Genomic DNA, 17,101 nt, shown 5'->3' with positions numbered 1-17,101 from the left:
GTACTTGTTAACCGCGGGCCGTTAAGAAGTACTCACGGGCGGCGCAGCCGCATTCTCGCGCTGCAGTTCGAGCGCGATGTCGATGAGCTGGTCTTCCTGGCCGCCGACGAGTTTGCGTTTGCCCGCGCGGACGAGGAGTTCGGCGGACGAGACGCCGTACCGCTCGGCCTGGCGTTCGGCGTGCTTGAGGAAGCTCGAATAGACGCCCGCGTACCCCATCATCAGGGCCTGCCGGTCGAGGAGGCATTCGGCGGGCATCGCGGGACGCACCACGTCCTCGGCGGCGTCGGCGATGGCGAAGAAGTCGATGCCCGTCTTGACACCGATCTTGTCGCACACCCCGACGATCGCCTCGACCGGCGCGTTTCCTGCGCCGGCACCGAATCGTCTTGTGCTGCCGTCGATCTGCTTGGCGCCCGCCCTGATCGCGGCGATCGAGTTGGCCACGCCGAGGCCGAGGTTCTCGTGACCGTGAAAGCCGACCTGCGCGTCGGAGCCGAGTTCCTGCACCAGCGCCTCGACGCGGTCCGACACCTGCTCGAGCACGAGGGCGCCCGCGGAGTCGACGACATACACGCACTGGCAGCCGGCGTCGGCCATGATGCGGGCCTGCTCGGCGAGCTTCTCCGGTGGGATGGAATGCGCCATCATCAGGAAGCCGACGGTCTCGAGTCCGCGGTCGCGGGCCAGCCCGAAGTGCTGGACGGACACGTCGGCCTCGGTGCAGTGCGTGGCGATGCGGCAGATCGACGCGCCGTTGTCCTGGGCGATGATGATGTCGTCCTTGATGCCGAGCCCGGGCAGCATCAGGAACGCGATCTTCGCGTTCTTCGCCGTGTCGACGGCAATCGAGATGAGTTCCTGCTCGGGCACCTTGGAGAACCCGTAGTTGAAGGAGGACCCACCGAGTCCGTCGCCGTGGGTCACCTCGATGACGGGGACCCCGGCGCCATCGAGGGCACCGACGATGGCCCGGACCTCGTCACCGGTGAACTGGTGCCGCTTGTGGTGCGAACCGTCCCGCAGGGAGGTGTCGGTGACGCGGATGTCCCAGCTGGGGTCGAAATGGACCATCGTGCTCATGCCTCCACACTCAGGAGCTTCTGGGCGATCTCCTCGCCCACCTTGGTTGCCGCCGCGGTCATGATGTCGAGGTTGCCCGCGTACGGCGGCAGGAAGTCGCCTGCACCCTCGACCTCGACGAACGTCGTGACCGTCGCCTGCCCGCCCGACACGACGCTCGGGTCGTCGAACTGGGGTTCGTTCAGTAGCCGGTAGCCGGGGACGTACTGCTGGATGTCCGCGACGACGCGGTGGATGGAATCGGTGATGGCGGCGCGGTCGGCGTCCTCGGGGATCGCGCAGAAGATCGTGTCGCGCATGATCATCGGCGGGTCGGCGGGGTTGAGGATGATGATGGCCTTGCCGCGCTGCGCTCCGCCGATGGTCTCGATGCCGCGGCTGGTGGTCTTGGTGAACTCGTCGATGTTGGCGCGGGTGCCCGGGCCCGCGGAGACGGACGCCACCGAAGCGACGATCTCGGCGTAGGGCACGTCGACGACGCGGGAGACGGCGTACACGATCGGGATCGTGGCCTGCCCGCCGCACGTGATCATGTTGACGTTGGGTGCGCCGAGGTGTTCGCGCAGGTTGGCGGGCGGGACCACGGCCGGTCCGACGGCGGCGGGGGTGAGATCGATGGCGCGGATTCCCGCGGCCTCATACCGTGGTGCGGCCTCACGGTGCACGTACGCCGACGTGGCCTCGAAGACGAGGTCGGGTTTCTCCGGCTGGTTCAGCAACCAGTCGACGCCCTCGGCGGACGTCTCCAGCCCCATCGTGCGGGCCCGTGCCAGGCCCTCGCTCTCGGGGTCGATCCCGATCATCCAGAGGGGTTCGAGCCACTCGGATCGCTGCAGCTTGTAGAGCAGGTCGGTGCTGATGTTGCCCGAGCCGACGATCGCCACACTTGCCTTGGTCATGAACAAACTCCTACTTGAACTGCAGGGATACGGTGCCGAGCCCACTGAACTCGGCGCGGAAGTGATCGCCCGGGTGCGCGTCGATGGCGCGGGTGCAGGAGCCGGGCAGCACGATATCGCCGGCCTTCAACCGCACGCCGAAGCTCTCGACCTTCTGCGCGAGCCAGGCGACGGCGGTCACCGGGTTGCCGAGCACCGCGTCGCTGCGGCCCTCGGCCTTGATCTCGCCGTTGCTCGTCAGGACCGCGTCGATCGCCTTGATGTCGATGTCCGCCGGCCGCACCCGGTTCTTGCCGAGCACGAAGCCGGCGGACGACGCGTTGTCGGCGATCGTGTCCGGCAGGGTGATCTTCCAGTCGGTGATCCGGCTGTCGATCAGTTCGATGGACGGCGCGAACGCCACGGTGGCGTCGAGGACGTCCTGTTCGGTGCAGCCTGCGCCGGGAAGGTCGGCGCCCAGCACGAACGCGACCTCCACCTCGACGCGCGGGAAGCAGAACCGGGCGGTGTCGACGGGCTGGTCCTCGAACACTTCCATGTCGGCGAGCAGGTGGCCGTAGTCGGGTTCGTCGACGCCCATCATCTGCTGCATGGCGAGGGAGGACAGGCCCACCTTGTGCCCGACGACCTTCGCGCCGTCCTGCAGCCGGCGGCGGATGTTGATGAGCTGGATCTCGTAGGCGTCGACGACGTCGATGTCGGGATGGTCCGCGGTCAAGGGGCCGATGGGAGCGCGGCCGCGTTCCGCGGTGTCGAGCTGATCCGCCAACTCGGTGCGTAGGTGCGTCGAGAGCATGGTGCGAGGCCTTCCCTGAAGTTCGTGTGCGTGCGCACGCCCACCGGTTTCCACTGCAACGTGTTTCGTTCTTCTTCGTTGGCGTCAGTAATACTTCCTGGCAGAAACGATGGACTGACAACCCCATCATTCTATAACGTGTTCTACATGAGCAAGCACGAATACGACATCGTGGTCGTCGGTAGCGGTGCCGGTGGAATGACCGCGGCCCTGACCGCGGCCCACAAGGGACTCAGCGTCGTCATCCTCGAAAAGGCAGCGCACTTCGGTGGCTCCACCGCGCGCTCCGGCGGTGGCGTCTGGATCCCGAACAACGAGGCGCTGATCGCCGCGGGCGTCGAGGACACCACCGACGCCGCGCGGACCTACCTCCACAGCATCATCGGCGACGTCGTCCCGAAGGACCGGATCGACGCCTACATCGACCGCGGCCCCGAGATGCTGTCGTTCGTGCTGAAGAACAGCCCGCTGAAACTGCAGTGGGTGCCCGAATACTCCGACTACTATCCGGAGGCGCCCGGCGGTCGGCTCGGCGGACGGTCCGTCGAGCCGACCCCGTTCGACGGCCGGAAACTCGGCGCCGACCTTGCGAAGCTCGAACCCGATTACGTCAAGGCCCCGTCGAATTTCGTGATCACCCAGGCGGATTACCGCTGGCTGAACCTGCTGATGCGCAACCCGCGCGGTCCGCTGCGGGCCGCCCGGGTCGGGCTCCGGTTCCTCGGCGCCAAACTCACCGGCAAACGCCTGCTCGTCCGCGGTCAGGCCCTCGTCGCCGGATTGCAGGCCGGACTGAAGGCCGCCGGCGTCCCGATCCTGCTCGACACCCCGCTCACCGACCTGTACGTGGAAGACGGTGTGGTCAAGGGCGTCAACGCCACGGTCGACGGACAGCCGCAGGTGTTCCGGGCGCGCCGCGGCGTGGTGATCGCGTCGGGCGGCTTCGAGCACAACGACGAGGCCCGCAAGAAGTACCAGCGGGCGCCGATCGGCACCGAGTGGACCGTCGGCGCGAAAGCCAACACGGGCGACGGCATCTGGGCCGGCGAAAAGCTCGGTGCCGCGCTCGATCTGATGGAGGACGCGTGGTGGGGGCCGTCCATCCCGCTCACCGGCGGACCGTGGTTCGCGCTGTCCGAGCGGAGCCTGCCCGGCTGCATCATGATCAACGAATCCGGCAAGCGCTTCGTCAACGAATCGGCACCGTACGTCGAGGCGACGCACGCGATGTACGGCGGCACGCACGGCCAGGGCGACGGGCCGGGCGAGAACGTCCCGTGCTGGCTCGTCCTCGACCAGCGGTACCGCGACCGGTACGCGTTCGCCGGCGTCACCCCGCGGTCTCCGTTTCCCGGTCGCTGGCTGAAGGCCGGTGTCATCGTCAAGGCCGGCACCGTCGCCGAACTGGCCGGGAAGATCGGCGTGCCCGTCGACGCACTCACCGAAACGGTCTCGCGCTTCAACACTTTCGCCCGGAACGGCAAGGACGAGGACTTCGGCCGCGGCGAGAGCGGATACGACCATTACTACGGGGATCCCCGCAACAAACCGAACCCGAGCCTCGGCGCGCTCGAGAAGGCGCCGTTCTTCGCCGTCAAGATGGTTCCGGGCGACCTCGGCACCAAGGGCGGGCTCCGCACCGACCGCAACGCCCGCGTGCTCCGGGCGGACGGCAGCACCATCGAGAACCTCTACGCGGTGGGCAATGCCAGCGGTCCGGTGATGGGCCACACCTACGCCGGCCCCGGCGCGACCATCGGTCCGGCGATGACGTTCGGCTACCTCGCGGTTCTCGATATCCTCGAGAAGTCCGCCCAGTCCGACTCGCCGACGTCACTGACCGGAGACGCCACCAATGCCCATTGATCCGAACATCGCCATCGGGGCCGAACTGCCCACCCAGGAGTTCTCCTGGACCAGTTCCGACGTCCAGCACTACCACCTCGCTCTCGGCGCCGGGTCGCGCCCGCTCGACGAGAGGGAGTTGCGCTACCTGACCGACGGGACACCGCAGGTGCTTCCGACGTTCGCCACGGTCGCGGCGAACTTCCACGCCACCGAGGCGCCGAGCGTGTCGTTCCCGGGAGTCGAGATCGACCTCGCCAAGGTCGTCCACGGCACCCAGGAAGTCACGGTGCACCGGCCGATTCCCCCGGAGGGCAAGGCCCGCACCACCACCCGCATCGCCGAGGTGTGGGACAAGGGCAAGGCCGCCGTCATCGTGCAGGAATCGGTGACCACCGACCTCGGCGGCACTCCCTTGTGGACCGGGCGGTCGTCCATCTTCGCCCGCGGCGAAGGCGGTTTCGGCGGTGAGCGCGGACCGTCCCAGTCCGTCGCGTTGCCCGACCGGCCCGCCGACGTCGAGGTCGACACCCCCGTCCTCCCGCAGCAGGCACTGATGTACCGGATGTGCGGTGACCGCAACCCCCTGCATTCCGACCCGAAGTTCGCGTCCGCCGCAGGGTTTCCCGCCCCGATCCTGCACGGCTTGTGCACCTACGGAATCGTGTGCAAGGCGGCCGTGGACGCGGTCCTCGACTCGGACGCAGCGCGGGTCGCGGGGTTCCGGGTCCGGTTCGCCGGCGTCGTGTTCCCCGGCGAGACACTGCACACGCGGATCTGGGAGGAAGAGGGCAGGCTCCTCATCTCGGCGACGGTCCCCCAGCGCGATCACGCCCCGGCCCTGGCCGACGTGGTCCTGACCCTGACCGAGGGGTGACAGTTACCGAAATTTGACCGAATTCGCCCAGTTCCGGCGGATATTCGCAATTTCCAGGCACGACGCCGCAACACTTTGTACGCTGTCCGTGACCTCATCGAGACGTGTCAACCGATGGTCGGGGCGGTTCCACGGCTCTTCACGATCAGTAGCGAACAAAGGGGGGACCTCGTGTCCCAGCGCAGACCTCTCCGTCCCGTGCGCCGTGCCGCCGTTGCCGGTGCTCTCGCGTTCTGTGCGACCGCTCTCGTCGCTCTTCCCGCGAATGCCGCACCGGTGGCGGGCAGTTCCGACAGCGGCAGCACCGGCGGCAGTTCGATGGGTTCGTCCGTCCTCCCGACGCCCATTCCCACTCCGACGGGGCTGGCCGCGCTCGCGGCCGCGACGACCCAGACGGGCAAGCCCTATCTGTGGGGTGGGACGGGTCCGGACGCGTGGGACTGCTCGGGTCTGGTGCAATGGGCATTCCGGCAGGCCGGGGTGAACCTGCCGCGCACCACCTGGGAGCAGGCCGAGGTCGGTGCCCACATTCCGCTGTGGGCGCTGGCTCCCGGCGACATCGTGGTGCTCAACGACGACGCGTCGCACATCGGCATCTACGCGGGCTTCGGTCAGGTCTTCAATGCGTACGGGCGCGGCGTGCCGGTGGGTCTGGCGCCGCTGTCGCAGTTCCACATCTACGACATCCGGCGGTTCTGACGGTCGCCGACGTACGGCCACACCGCGACGACGAACAGCACCACCACCGCGACCGGTCCGAGCAGGGCCGCCCACGCGGGCGCGTCCGGCAGTGCCGCCGCCAGCACGGCCACGGCGCCGGCGGCGACCGCTCCCAGCAGGAGCGTCGGGATTCCCCGGGCGGGGCCGACGTAGGCGACGAGCAGCAGTGCCGTCGCCGCGACGCCGGCAGCGGCCGCCGCGGGCGCGGACGCGTCGCCCAGGACGAGCGCGATGAGCGCCCCCTGCACCGCGAGCACCGCAACCCATCTCATCGGTGCGCTCCCGACAGCCTGCGGGCCCGGTCCGCGAGGGCCAGCGCCAGATCCAGTGCCGAATCGTCCTCCCACTCCACCACCGGGACCCCGAGGACACCCATGTTCCGGTACATGTTCCGGCGCTCGAGCCGCCACATCCGGCCGGTCATCGGATCGAGTTCGTGCTCGAACGGCGGACCGCGGAGGACGTCGACGGCCACGACGACGTGACCGCGCCTCCGCAACTCCAGCAGCGACAGCGCGAACCCGGTGTCCAGCATGGTGGAGAACGCGATGACCACCGCCCGCGGCGGCAACGCGACCCGCGGGACCAGCGTGCCCTCAGCCGCGCCGCCGGCGTCGAGGACGGTGTCGAGGATCCGGTAGAACTGCCTGCGCCCGATGTCGGCGCCGAGCCACCGCAGCCGGAGACCGTGGGCGACGACCCCGGCCCGATCGCCGCGTTGCAGGGCGGTCTGCACCACCTGCGTCGCCCCGCGGACGGTGCGGTGCAGACTCTCCGACGCCGGGCCGGGCGCCTGCGGGGTGGTGTCGAGTACGGCGACGACGTCCGCGGCGCGGTCCATGATCCGTTCGGTCACGTGCAGCCTGCCGCGACGGGCACTGACGGGCCAGTTGACGCTGCGCAGCGGATCTCCCGGGGCGTGCGGCCGGATGTCACCGAATTCGACTCCCGAACCGAATCGTCGGGTGCGGTGCGCGCCGATCCGGTCCGGAAGCGGGGCGTGCGGGAGTGGCGTCGGCATCGGCGGTGCGAGCGGAAAGATCCGCAGTTCCGTGACGGGAACCCGCGCCGTCGCGGTCAGCAGGCCGCCGCCCGCGCGCGCCGTGACGATCAGTGCGGGTTCGTATCGACCCCACCGGTCCGCGGACAGCAGGTACTCGCCGTCGCCGGTCTGCTCGACCCGGTAGCTGTCGGACGGCGCCGGTGTCACCGTCAGTTCCGCCGCGCCGCCGCACGTCGTCACGTCCACCGAGAACTGCACGGATTCGGATTCGAAGCACCGCACGGTGCCGCCCGAACTGTCGACCCGCACTCCGGTGGCCGGTCGCGGCAACCACGTCAGCGCACCGAGCGCGCCCAGCATCGGGGCGGCGAACACCATCAGTTCCCACCACCGCCCCACGACGCCCACGGTCAGTGCCACGGCCGCGCAGGTCGTCAGGGCGAGGGCCGCCGGCGACGCCCGCCACGTCAGCGGGTGCTCCGTCATCGTTCCCTCGGCGTCATCGTGCCCTCGGCGCGGGGAGGCGGCGCAACAGTTCGGCGAGGACGTCGTCGCTGCGGATGCGGCGCACCCACATCTCCGGCCGCAGGCTGATGCGATGCGCGACGGCGGGAACGGCCAGCGCTTTGATGTCCTCGGGAATGACGAAGTCCCGGCCGGAGAGGAGGGCGCGTGCCCGCGCCAGTTGGACGAGGTCGAGTTCGGCGCGGGGACTGGCCCCGACCTCGACCTGCGGGTGGTGCCGGGTGGCGTTCGCGAGTGCGACGACGTACCCGAGGACGTCGTGATGAACACTGACCTGTTCGAGCGACTCCCGCATCGCCAGGAGGTCGGCGGCATCGACCACCTGCTCGACGACGACGGCGGCGGATCCCCTGTCGAGCCGGCGGCGCAGCATCTCGTGCTCGTCGGTCTCGGTGAGGTACCCCAGTCTCAGGCGGAGCGTGAACCGGTCCAGCTGCGCCTCGGGCAGCGGGTAGGTGCCCTCGTATTCGATGGGGTTGTCGGTGGCGAGCACGACGAAGGGTCGCGGCAGGATCCGGGTGGTGCCGTCCACGCTGACCTGCCCCTCGGCCATGGCCTCGAGCAGAGCGGCCTGGGTCTTGGGCGGGGTGCGGTTGATCTCGTCGGCCAGGAGCAGGTTGGTGAAGATCGGGCCCGGACGAAACTCGAAGCGTCCCGACGGCATGTCGTAGATGGTGGCGCCGAGCAGGTCGGCGGGCAGCAGGTCGGGGGTGAACTGGACGCGTGTGAAGTCGAGTCCGAGCGCGGCGGCGAAAGAGCGTGCCACCAACGTCTTTCCGAGTCCGGGCAGATCCTCGATGAGCACGTGTCCGCCCGCGAGCACAGCGAGCAGAATCGACGTGAGTTCGTCGTGCTTGCCGACCACCGCCCGTTCGACCTCCGCCAGCACGGCGTGGGCGCGCGCGGTGGTGACCTCGGCGGGCATCGTCACAGCTGCTCCAGTCGTTGCAGGATCCGGTCGAGGACGTCCCGGCCCGGACCGGGCTCCGTCCTGTCGACGCGCTGGACGCCGTCGGGATCGACCCACCGCCACAGGTCGCCGAAGAACACTTCACCCGCGGCGGCGGTGTCGGCGGGGTCGAGTCCCTGCCGCTGTCCGGTGGACTGCTGGAATTCGCGCGCCAGCAACGGACGCAGATGGTGATCCCAGTCGCCGCGGGTACCGTCCGCCCAACTGATCAACGATTCCGTCCGCGCCATCCAGCGGGCCGTCGCCTCGGCCCGTTCCGCTTCCAGACCCGACGTGTCGCCGTCGACGTCTGCCGGTGCCATCCGTCGCCGAATCTCGAAGAGCACCAGCGCCGTCACCGCTCCCGCGATCAGCACGGCAGCGCCGTACCGGCCCGCGGCCACCAGCGGGACCTCCACGGCCAGTACCACTCCGACCCCGATTACCGCGACGGCGAGCACGCGTCGCTCCCCAGGTCGGCGAGCACGCGCCGGAGCAGGTCCGCGGCCTCGTCGCGGTGCTGTTCGCCCATCGGATGCAGGCTGAACCGCGCCTCCGAGAACAGCCGCACCAGCGGCGCCGCCGCCTCGAAGCGCAGCGCTCCGAGTTGGACTGCGCGAGCCAGTACTTCGGACGGTGTGTCCGAATCCCGCGGCTCGGCGCCCGGCGCCCCGCGCAGCGCATCCTCCATGGCCGCGTAACTGGCGATGATGGCCTCACGCGGCGGCAGACTCGGGGCCACGACCACGGCGAGACCTTCCTCCGCCGCCCGGGCCAGCGACTGCGAGGCGGCCGGGCCGTCGGGGGAACTCGCCGCGGTCCAGGCGCCGACCCGAGCCCGGAGGGGGCGCCTGGCCACGGCGCCTAGGATCAGCAACGTCACCAGCATCGGCCCGACAATCGCTGCCGCGGTCCATAATTCCGCCAGGTCCTCGCGGGCCTCGGCAACCGTGTCGGGCGGCGGGACCGTCTCGCCGGGTACCACCTGGTCGGTGCGGTCGGCCCCCTCGTCGGCGGCCTGGGTCGTCGTCGGCCGCTGACGGCCCGGGGGTTCGTCGCCACGGACGGATCCGAGGAGGAACGCCGCGGCCACGAGAAGGGAGGCGAACACCGCCCACCCGACCACGTGCCGGCGCGAGACCGAGGACCCGGTGTTCCCGGTCGGCCCGACTGTCGGCGGGTCCGGGGCGACCCGTGGCCGGCCGCCGCGCACGGCCGACGCAAGCGCCACGGCCGCGGCGACGACGGCGATCGCCGAGAGCACGACCAACGCGCGCGTCGCCCCCGCACCCGGCTCCGCCGTCGTGGCGGGGGTGTCGGGTGCGGGGACCGCCCTGACCACAAGGGTGACCGTCACGACGGCCGCCAGCAGGGCGACCGTGTGGACGACCCTGCTCATCACCCGACGGTCCGGCATCCTCACTCCCGAGTTGCCCCTCCATCGTGACACGCGGGGACCGGGAAAATCACTCGTTCACCCCCGTGAACAGCGCAGCGACACGTACCTCCCGGTTCGATGTCACGACTCCGTATCCGCAGCAAAGTTCGGTATCTCCTCCGCATGATGACGGATTTGCGGCGGGACTCGATGGCGGACGCTGGAACGTGCCGACAGAGGCACTCCCCCGAACCGAAGGAAGTCGCGATGAGATTCATCATGATGAGCGAATGTGCAACCGAGCCCGGCACCACGCACCACCGGCGCTATCGGGACATGGTGGACGAAGCCGTCTTCGCCGAGGAGATGGGCTTCTACGGCTGGGGCACCTCCGAGCACCACTTCTTCAACGACATGTGCGTCACATCCGCGCCGGAATGTCTGTTCACCGCTGTCGCGATGCGCACGAACCGGATTCGTCTGCGGTACATGAGCCGGCTGACCTCCGTGATTCATCCGATCCTCGTCGCGGAGCAGACCGCGACCACCGACCTGCTGTCGGACGGCCGCGTCGAGCTGACCACCGCCCGGGGAAATACGTTGCTGCAGTTGGACGCGTTCGGCGTCTCCCTGGAGGAAACCCGCGACCGGTCCGAGGAGGCACTCGACCTCATCGTCCGGGCGTTGAGCGATGACACATTCAGCCACGACGGCCCGCACTGGGGCACGATCCCGGAGCGCCGGTTGAGCCCCAAGTCTCTGCAGGAGCCGCACCCGCCGCTGTACAAGATCGTCCAGAGTGTGGAGTCTGCCGCCGACGCCCGGCGCAAGGGCCTTGGCATGATCACCTCCGACGCCTACCTGGGCTGGGAGGTCCTGCAAGCGAACCTCGACGCCTACAACGCGGTGTCCGAGGACGAGGTCTCGCCCGTCGGCCGCTACGCGATCAAGTCGGCGGCCAGCAGCGTCATGTCGGCGCGATGCGCCAAGACAAACGACGAGGCACTCGCACACGCGGAGGCCGATCTGCTGAAGTTTGCGCAGATGATCATCAACGACGTCTACGTGCAACTCGCCGAACGGTCACCGGAGCAGTACGGCGAATTCTCCCGGATCGGGTTGCTGCGCAAGCACGCCGACGACGCGGACTGGCTGCGTACCTGCGGCCCGACCGTTCTGGTCGGCGATCCGCAGCACTGCGTCGAGCAGGTTCAGCGCACCGCCGACATGGGGGCGGACGAGATCGTGCTGCGCATCGACGGAGGCACCCACGACGAGCGGATGCAGTCGATCGAGAACTTCGGCAGGTACGTGATTCCGTACTTCGACAATCCCGCGGGTGTGGTCCGCACGGGGCCGGTCGGTCTGCTTCCCGGCGACCCGCGGCAGCGTCCGAGCTACGAGATCGACACCGCCGAAGAACTGGCGGGGTGAGCATGTCGACGTTCGATCGTGAGCAATTGGCCGACCTCCATTGCAGCGTGGTCCGTGCCATCGAGGATCGCGACCCGGCGTTGTTCGCGTCGCTGTACACCAGCGACGGCAGGTTGCTGACGCCCGACGGGCGATCTGTACACGGGCGCGACGCAATCGCCGAGGAGTTCGGCAACTGGCTGAGGGCGGGGCTCGTCACGCAGGCCGTCGAGAACGTCCAACTGACCATCGGCGACACCGTCGCTGTCGAGGAAGGCCGCGCGATCGGCGAGTTCGCCGCCGGATCCGAGGTGCACAGCAACTACCTCGTCGTCCACGTCCGGCAGGACGACGGATCGTGGTTGATGCACCGCGACATCTGGACTCACGTCGAAGCAGATGCGCCGGCGGAGGTGTCGTACTGATGGTGACGATCGAGGAATACGCGTCCTACGACGCCACCGGGCTGGCGGGCCTGGTGCGTTCGGGTGAGGTCAAGCCGGCGGAGATTCACGAGGCGGGGATCAAGGCAGTCGAACTCGCGAACGAGCGGCTGCATGCCACCGTGGAAGGGCCGTGGGATTCGCCGCTGGACGCCAGCACCGAGGGCGTGTTCGCCGGAGTTCCCTTCGTGCTCAAGGACCTCTGCTGCCACGCCGCCGGGGTACCGCTCCACCTGGGCAGCCGGGCGCTCGCGGCGGGGATCGTGCTCGATCACGACTCCGAACTGATGGCCCGGTTCCGTCGCGCCGGACTCGCCGCCGTCGGAAGCACGAAGATTCCCGAGTTCGCGTTGTGCCCCACCACCGAGCCCCTGTTCGGTGGTGCGGTCCACAACCCGTGGGATCCGACCAAGAGCCCCGGCGGATCCAGTGGCGGATCCGCAGCGCTGGTGGCGGCGGGAGCGGTCCCGATCGCGCACGCCAACGACGGTGCCGGGTCGATCCGCATTCCGGCCTGTCACACCGGCACCGTCGGCCTCAAACCGAGTCGTGGGCGGATCCCGATCGGTCCCGGCATGCAGGAGGCCTTCTACGGCAACGTGGTGGAGTTCGCCCTCACCCGGTCGGTGCGGGATGCGGCGGCGTTGCTCGATGCCGTGCACGGGAACCTTCCCGGGGAAAAGTACGGCGCGCCCGGTCCGGCCCGGCCGTACCGCGACGAGATGCGAGGACCACAATCGCCGCTACGCATCGCGGTATGCCTCGATTCGTGGAGCGACCGCCCGGTACACGGGGATGTCCGGCGCGTGTTGATGTCGACGATCGAGTTGCTGTCCGACCTCGGCCACGAGGTGGACGTCGTCACGCCCGCGTTGAAGTGGGAGGAGTTCCTCGACGCGCTGACCACCACGTTCTGCGCGGGAAGCGCAGCGGACGTAATACCGCTCGGCGAGGCGATCGGTGTCGGGTTGAGCCCGGACCACTTCGAGGCGACGACGATCGCGTGCGCCGAGGCCGGCCGCGCGTTGACACCGGTCGACCTCGCCCGCGCGTTCGCGACGAACAACCGGGTGAGCAGGCAGGTGGCGGCGTTCATGGCGGACTGGGACATCCTGGTCACACCGACCGCGATCACGCCGCCGGTCGATCTCGGGACGTTCGACGCGAACGACGCATCGTTCTCCGCGCAGGAGTGGGTGCGTCACGTCATCACACCGCATCCGATGTGCGCCTTGTACAACGTCACGGGTGCGCCGGCGATCAGCCTCCCGCTCGGCACCACGAGCGACGGCTTGCCTGTCGGCGTGCAATTCGGCGCCGACGTGTACCGGGAAGACCTCCTGCTCGGTCTCGCGGCGCAACTGGAGCAGGCGCGACCATGGGCCGAGCGTCGACCGGCGCTGCACGTGACGAATCTGAGCGAGGGGTCATGATCGTCGTCGTCACCACCGATGATGCACGTCGAGACGGAGTGATCCGACTCGACGACAGGGACAACTTCACGGAGTTGGCGGTCGACGCGGTCGGGCTGACGCGGGAAGCGGTGACCGCAGTCGCCGTGTCGACGGGAGCGGGCGCCGTGGACGGCGATCATCTCTGGATCGACGTCGACTTTCTCCGCGGCCGTGGGCGCGGAACCGACGAGTGGAACACCGCTCTCGCAGCGATGGTCGATTATGCCGCGGGAAAAGGGTGGACCGACTCCGGCAGCGGCCGGGTGCGCGCCCACATCCACTGGAAGTGAGTGGTCAGGTGGGAGATTGCCTCACCGGTGACAGTGGATCACGGCATTTCCGGATTCGCGGTCACCAGAGAGGCAATCTCCGACCGCCGGCGCAGACCGCATTTCGCGAGGACATGCGCGACGTGGGTATCCACGGTGCGCTTTCCGATGATCAACTGGGCCGCAATTTCCTTGTTCGTCATCCCGCGCGCCACGAGGCCGGCGATCTCCCGCTCCCGGTTCGTCAAGTGCTGCAGGACCGCAGATCTCGCATCCACCTCCGGAACCCGGCCGCCGCGATGGGCCGCCGCGGAGTCGGCGACGTCCGCACCGGGCAGTGTAGCGATCCATTCGATCCCGAGTGCGGCACCGCTCGCGGTGGCGTCTGCGACGTCGCGCTCGGCGAGATGAGCCCGGACTTTCGCGGCACAGGCGTCGCGGTGCTGCATCAACCGGTGCAATCCCATCACGGAGGAACCGCTTGCAGACCAGTACGCCTGCGTCGCACCGAGAATTCGTGCCGCCTCGAGGTATCTGCCGTCCTCCGCGGCCAGCCAGGCGAGCAGTTCGCCGATCAGCGCCATCCCGAGTTGGTCGTCGATGGTCGCCATTGCCGCCAGCGCGTGTTTCGCGATCGACGCGGCGTGTTCGTACGATCCCTGCAGGTAGGCGGCGAGGGCCTGAACCCATCGGGCGTACGAGATGCACCAGTGGTCACCGTTCTTCTCGCAGACCGCGATGCAGTCCCGGCAGCACTCCTCCGCGAGATCGAACTCTCGGTACAGGCAGTACGCCTCCCCCAGCTGATACGAGAACATGGCGGTGGCGAGTCCGTCGCCGCGTTGCCGCGCTTCCGAAATCGCGGTCCGGTACAGCTCGACACCCCCGTCGAAATCGTCTCGGAAGAAGTACACCGCACCCAGCATCGCTCTGCCGAAGGAGGCCGCTCGTGCGTCGTCCTGCTGCCGGGCCTGCGCGAGGCACTCCCGCAGGTGCTGTTCCGCACGATCGATTTCCCCGGTGATCAGCAGATTCCATCCCAGCGTCCACAGTGACCTGGCCTCGTGCGGTATGCCGAGGCGGTGCACGCGGTCCCACGCATGCTCCGACCACAGCCGGCCCTCCTTCAAATGCCCGCAACCGAGCCAGTAGAACCACAGATCGGCGACCATCGCGGCGCCTGTCCCACAGTGTTCGCTGGTTTCGAGCGCCCACTCGAAGGCGGCACGCATGTTCGCAATCTCTTCGGACACAGTCGAACTGGCGCGGTGTTGCTCCGGGCCGAACCAGTCGTGTTCCGAACTCTTCGCCAACGCCGAATAGAACCGCATGTGTCGGTCACGCAGATCCGCTTGTGGCGCAGCGAGTCCGAGGGACGCCGCCTCCCGCTCGAGCATCAACTGGCCGAATTCACGGATGGTGTCGAGCATCTGAAATCGGAGAAGGTGCCCCGCCTGCCTCCGCGACAGAATGGACTGCTGCACGAGACCGTCGACGGCATCGGCGATGTCACCGTCACCGCTCAGTGTGCAGACGCTGTGCACCGCGTCCAGCGAGGCCGAACCGACGAAGACGGAGAACTGGGCCCACAGGGATCTCTCGGCGGTACTGCACTGATCCCAGGTCCACTCGAGTAGCGTCCACAGACTGCGATGGCGCGGGTGCACGTCGCGGGGACCGCCACGGAGAAGCCCGAATCGATCGACCAGCCGGGTGCCGATGTCCTCGATCGACATCGTCCGTGTCCGCAGTGCGGCCAGCTCGATGGCCAGGGGCAGGCCGTCCAGTCTGTTGCACAGCTCGACGACGGAGCTTTCATCGAGGGTTCCCTGCCCACACCCGCCTACCGCCTGCGCGCGTTCCCGGAACAGCACGACGGCGTCGTTCTCGGCGTCCGAGTTACCGGAATGGGCGAACGGCGGGACCGTCAATACGAATTCGGCGCTGATGTCCAGGGAGGTTCGCGATGTCGCGAGGATCTTCACGTTGGGGCACTGTGCCAGCACGCTCGCCGAGATGTCCCCGATCTCGGTAGTGAGGGTGTCGCAGTTGTCGAATATCAGCAGGGTGTTCTTGTCGCCGAGTTGCTCGGCCAGGGACAATACCGTGCCGGGCCCCGGTATCGAGTCCTGGATCGCCTGTTGGACGAATCTGCCGTCCTGGACGTAGTTGAAGTCGGTCAGCCACACCCCGTCGCGGAACGCCCGCTGCAATCCGAGGGCCGCGGATTTCACGAGCCGTGACTTGCCCACGCCCCCGATACCGGTCAACGTCAGCAATCGTGCCCGCCGCAACAGTTCTCGAATCTCGCGAAGTTCGTGATTCCGGCCGACGAAGCTCGTCACGTCGGCGGAGATGTTGTGTCGGCGCAGCGGTGATTTCCCGGCGTCTTTCTTACGGGTGTCGCGGGACGGCGCCGCGGCGGGCCGTGGTGTGACGCCGAGCATGCTGGGCGTCGCCATCTCGTCGACCGGCAGTCCGTGGCGCCGTTGAATATTCCGCAGTTCGTCACCGAACTCCGTCGCCGACGCGGGACGATCCTCCGGTTTCTGCGCCATGGCACGCTCGATCACGGCGGCGACGTCGGGGGGTATGTCGTACTCGCGCAGGGGCGGAATCGGTTCATTCGTAATACGCAGGAACTGCGCGACGAGGTCCTCTCCGCTGCGTCGTTCGAACGCGGCATGGCCGGTTACCGCGCTGAAGAGCGTCGCTCCGAGACCGTAGACATCGGATGCGGCACTGGCCGGCTGCCCGCGGAGCACTTCAGGCGCGGCGAATGCCGGTGACCCGAGAACGACGCCGGCGGCGGTCCGGAATCCGCCGGTGATCCGTGCGATCCCGAAGTCGGTCAGCTCAGGTTCGCCGTACTCGGTCAGCAGGATATTCCCCGGCTTGACGTCGCGATGCAGAATGTCGATGCGGTGTGCGGCGGTGAGCGCACCCGCAATCTTCACGCCCAGCCGGAGCGCGTCGGTCCATCCGATCGGGCCGTGCCTGCGGATGTGTGTCTCCAGCGATTCCTGCTGGTGATAGGGCATCACGAGGTAGGGCCGGCCGCTTTCGGTTGCTCCCGCGTGGAGGATCGTGACGATATTCGGGTGTCCGGACAGTCGACCCATCGCGTGCTGTTCCTCGATGAACCGTTCGAAACTTTCTTCGTCGAGATCCGCGGTCAGAATCTTTACTGCAACTGTGCGTTCGAGTGGCGTCTGCTCACAGCGGTAGACGACTCCGAAGCCGCCACGTGCGATCTCCCGCGCATTGCAGAAACCGTCGGCAGCGAGTTCGGCGGCGATATCGACCGCCGATCCGCGCTGAGTGGCCAGCGGGTCGACGTCATCCATTGGCCATATCCGTCCCCTGCTCGGCGAAGGTGTGCATCGGTCGGCGATCCCGGTCATTCGAGTTTATTCCTGCTCGGGAACGATCGACTGGATTCGATAT

16 protein-coding genes are annotated in these 17,101 nt (G+C 68.2%); 7 read left to right on the top strand and 9 right to left on the bottom strand.

The features are described 5' to 3' along the window. Positions 1–21: 21 nt before the first annotated feature. Genes dmpG through CJ179_RS23695 form a run of 3 tightly spaced genes read right to left on the bottom strand, consistent with a single transcriptional unit; the run spans position 22 to position 2,778 of the window. Positions 22–1,083, bottom strand: a complete 1,062-nt coding sequence (gene dmpG, locus CJ179_RS23705; protein ID WP_095863060.1) for a 4-hydroxy-2-oxovalerate aldolase — start codon at positions 1,081–1,083, stop codon at positions 22–24. After that, positions 1,080–1,982, bottom strand: a complete 903-nt coding sequence (locus CJ179_RS23700; protein ID WP_095863059.1) for an acetaldehyde dehydrogenase (acetylating) — start codon at positions 1,980–1,982, stop codon at positions 1,080–1,082. Before CJ179_RS23700 ends, dmpG begins: the two co-directional genes overlap by 4 nt. Before the next feature lie 10 nt (positions 1,983–1,992). Then, entirely contained in the window at positions 1,993–2,778 is a 786-nt protein-coding gene (locus CJ179_RS23695; RefSeq protein WP_095863058.1) for a 2-keto-4-pentenoate hydratase, read from the bottom strand. A gap of 147 nt (positions 2,779–2,925) precedes the next feature. Here CJ179_RS23695 and kstD point away from each other — a divergent pair, with 147 nt between their 5' ends. The 3 genes from kstD to CJ179_RS23680 all read left to right on the top strand — a co-directional run bounded on the left by kstD (position 2,926) and on the right by CJ179_RS23680 (position 6,199). Continuing rightward, positions 2,926–4,644 (top strand): 3-oxosteroid 1-dehydrogenase, encoded by a 1,719-nt coding sequence (gene kstD / locus CJ179_RS23690; protein ID WP_095863592.1) that lies wholly within the window; start codon positions 2,926–2,928, stop codon positions 4,642–4,644. Next, complete coding sequence (locus CJ179_RS23685) at positions 4,634–5,500, top strand: MaoC/PaaZ C-terminal domain-containing protein (RefSeq protein ID WP_095863057.1); 867 nt, start codon at positions 4,634–4,636, stop codon at positions 5,498–5,500. Before kstD ends, CJ179_RS23685 begins: the two co-directional genes overlap by 11 nt. 171 nt (positions 5,501–5,671) lie before the next feature. Then, entirely contained in the window at positions 5,672–6,199 is a 528-nt protein-coding gene (locus CJ179_RS23680; RefSeq protein ID WP_072939373.1) for an NlpC/P60 family protein, read from the top strand. Here the strand turns inward: CJ179_RS23680 and CJ179_RS23675 are convergent. From CJ179_RS23675 to CJ179_RS23655, 5 genes are read right to left on the bottom strand one after another with little or no spacing between them, the layout of a single operon-like run. Next, complete coding sequence (locus CJ179_RS23675) at positions 6,178–6,492, bottom strand: hypothetical protein (RefSeq protein WP_072939376.1); 315 nt, start codon at positions 6,490–6,492, stop codon at positions 6,178–6,180. The two genes, CJ179_RS23680 and CJ179_RS23675, sit on opposite strands and share 22 nt — an antisense overlap. Beyond that, positions 6,489–7,709, bottom strand: a complete 1,221-nt coding sequence (locus CJ179_RS23670) for a DUF58 domain-containing protein (RefSeq protein ID WP_095863056.1) — start codon at positions 7,707–7,709, stop codon at positions 6,489–6,491. The genes CJ179_RS23675 and CJ179_RS23670 overlap by 4 nt, the downstream gene beginning before the upstream one ends. A 13-nt stretch (positions 7,710–7,722) precedes the next feature. Next, positions 7,723–8,679, bottom strand: coding sequence for a MoxR family ATPase (locus CJ179_RS23665; protein WP_072939382.1), 957 nt, complete (start codon positions 8,677–8,679; stop codon positions 7,723–7,725). Then, positions 8,676–9,158, bottom strand: a complete 483-nt coding sequence (locus tag CJ179_RS23660; protein WP_072939384.1) for a hypothetical protein — start codon at positions 9,156–9,158, stop codon at positions 8,676–8,678. Before CJ179_RS23660 ends, CJ179_RS23665 begins: the two co-directional genes overlap by 4 nt. Beyond that, the gene (locus CJ179_RS23655; RefSeq protein ID WP_095863055.1) at positions 9,140–10,114 is read right to left on the bottom strand and encodes a DUF4129 domain-containing protein; all 975 of its coding nucleotides are present in this window, start codon (positions 10,112–10,114) and stop codon (positions 9,140–9,142) included. The genes CJ179_RS23660 and CJ179_RS23655 overlap by 19 nt, the downstream gene beginning before the upstream one ends. 228 nt (positions 10,115–10,342) lie before the next feature. Between CJ179_RS23655 and CJ179_RS23650 the strand changes: the two genes are divergently transcribed. From CJ179_RS23650 to CJ179_RS23635, 4 genes are read left to right on the top strand one after another with little or no spacing between them, the layout of a single operon-like run. Continuing rightward, the gene (locus CJ179_RS23650; RefSeq protein WP_179377633.1) at positions 10,343–11,509 is read left to right on the top strand and encodes an LLM class flavin-dependent oxidoreductase; all 1,167 of its coding nucleotides are present in this window, start codon (positions 10,343–10,345) and stop codon (positions 11,507–11,509) included. Positions 11,510–11,511: 2 nt separating this feature from the next. After that, positions 11,512–11,913 (top strand): SgcJ/EcaC family oxidoreductase, encoded by a 402-nt coding sequence (locus tag CJ179_RS23645; protein ID WP_072939391.1) that lies wholly within the window; start codon positions 11,512–11,514, stop codon positions 11,911–11,913. Further along, positions 11,913–13,364, top strand: coding sequence for an amidase (locus CJ179_RS23640; protein WP_095863053.1), 1,452 nt, complete (start codon positions 11,913–11,915; stop codon positions 13,362–13,364). Before CJ179_RS23645 ends, CJ179_RS23640 begins: the two co-directional genes overlap by 1 nt. Next, a complete protein-coding gene (locus CJ179_RS23635; RefSeq protein WP_072939394.1) occupies positions 13,361–13,675 on the top strand; it encodes a hypothetical protein in 315 nt (104 codons plus the stop codon). Before CJ179_RS23640 ends, CJ179_RS23635 begins: the two co-directional genes overlap by 4 nt. Positions 13,676–13,713: 38 nt before the next feature. Here the strand turns inward: CJ179_RS23635 and CJ179_RS23630 are convergent, their stop codons facing one another. After that, positions 13,714–17,001, bottom strand: a complete 3,288-nt coding sequence (locus CJ179_RS23630; protein WP_072939396.1) for a protein kinase — start codon at positions 16,999–17,001, stop codon at positions 13,714–13,716. Positions 17,002–17,101: the final 100 nt, after the last annotated feature.

This window comes from Rhodococcus sp. ACS1, assembly GCF_002300155.1.
Lineage (GTDB): Bacteria > Actinomycetota > Actinomycetes > Mycobacteriales > Mycobacteriaceae > Rhodococcus_F > Rhodococcus_F koreensis.
This window is presented reverse-complemented; position numbering and strand designations above follow the sequence as displayed.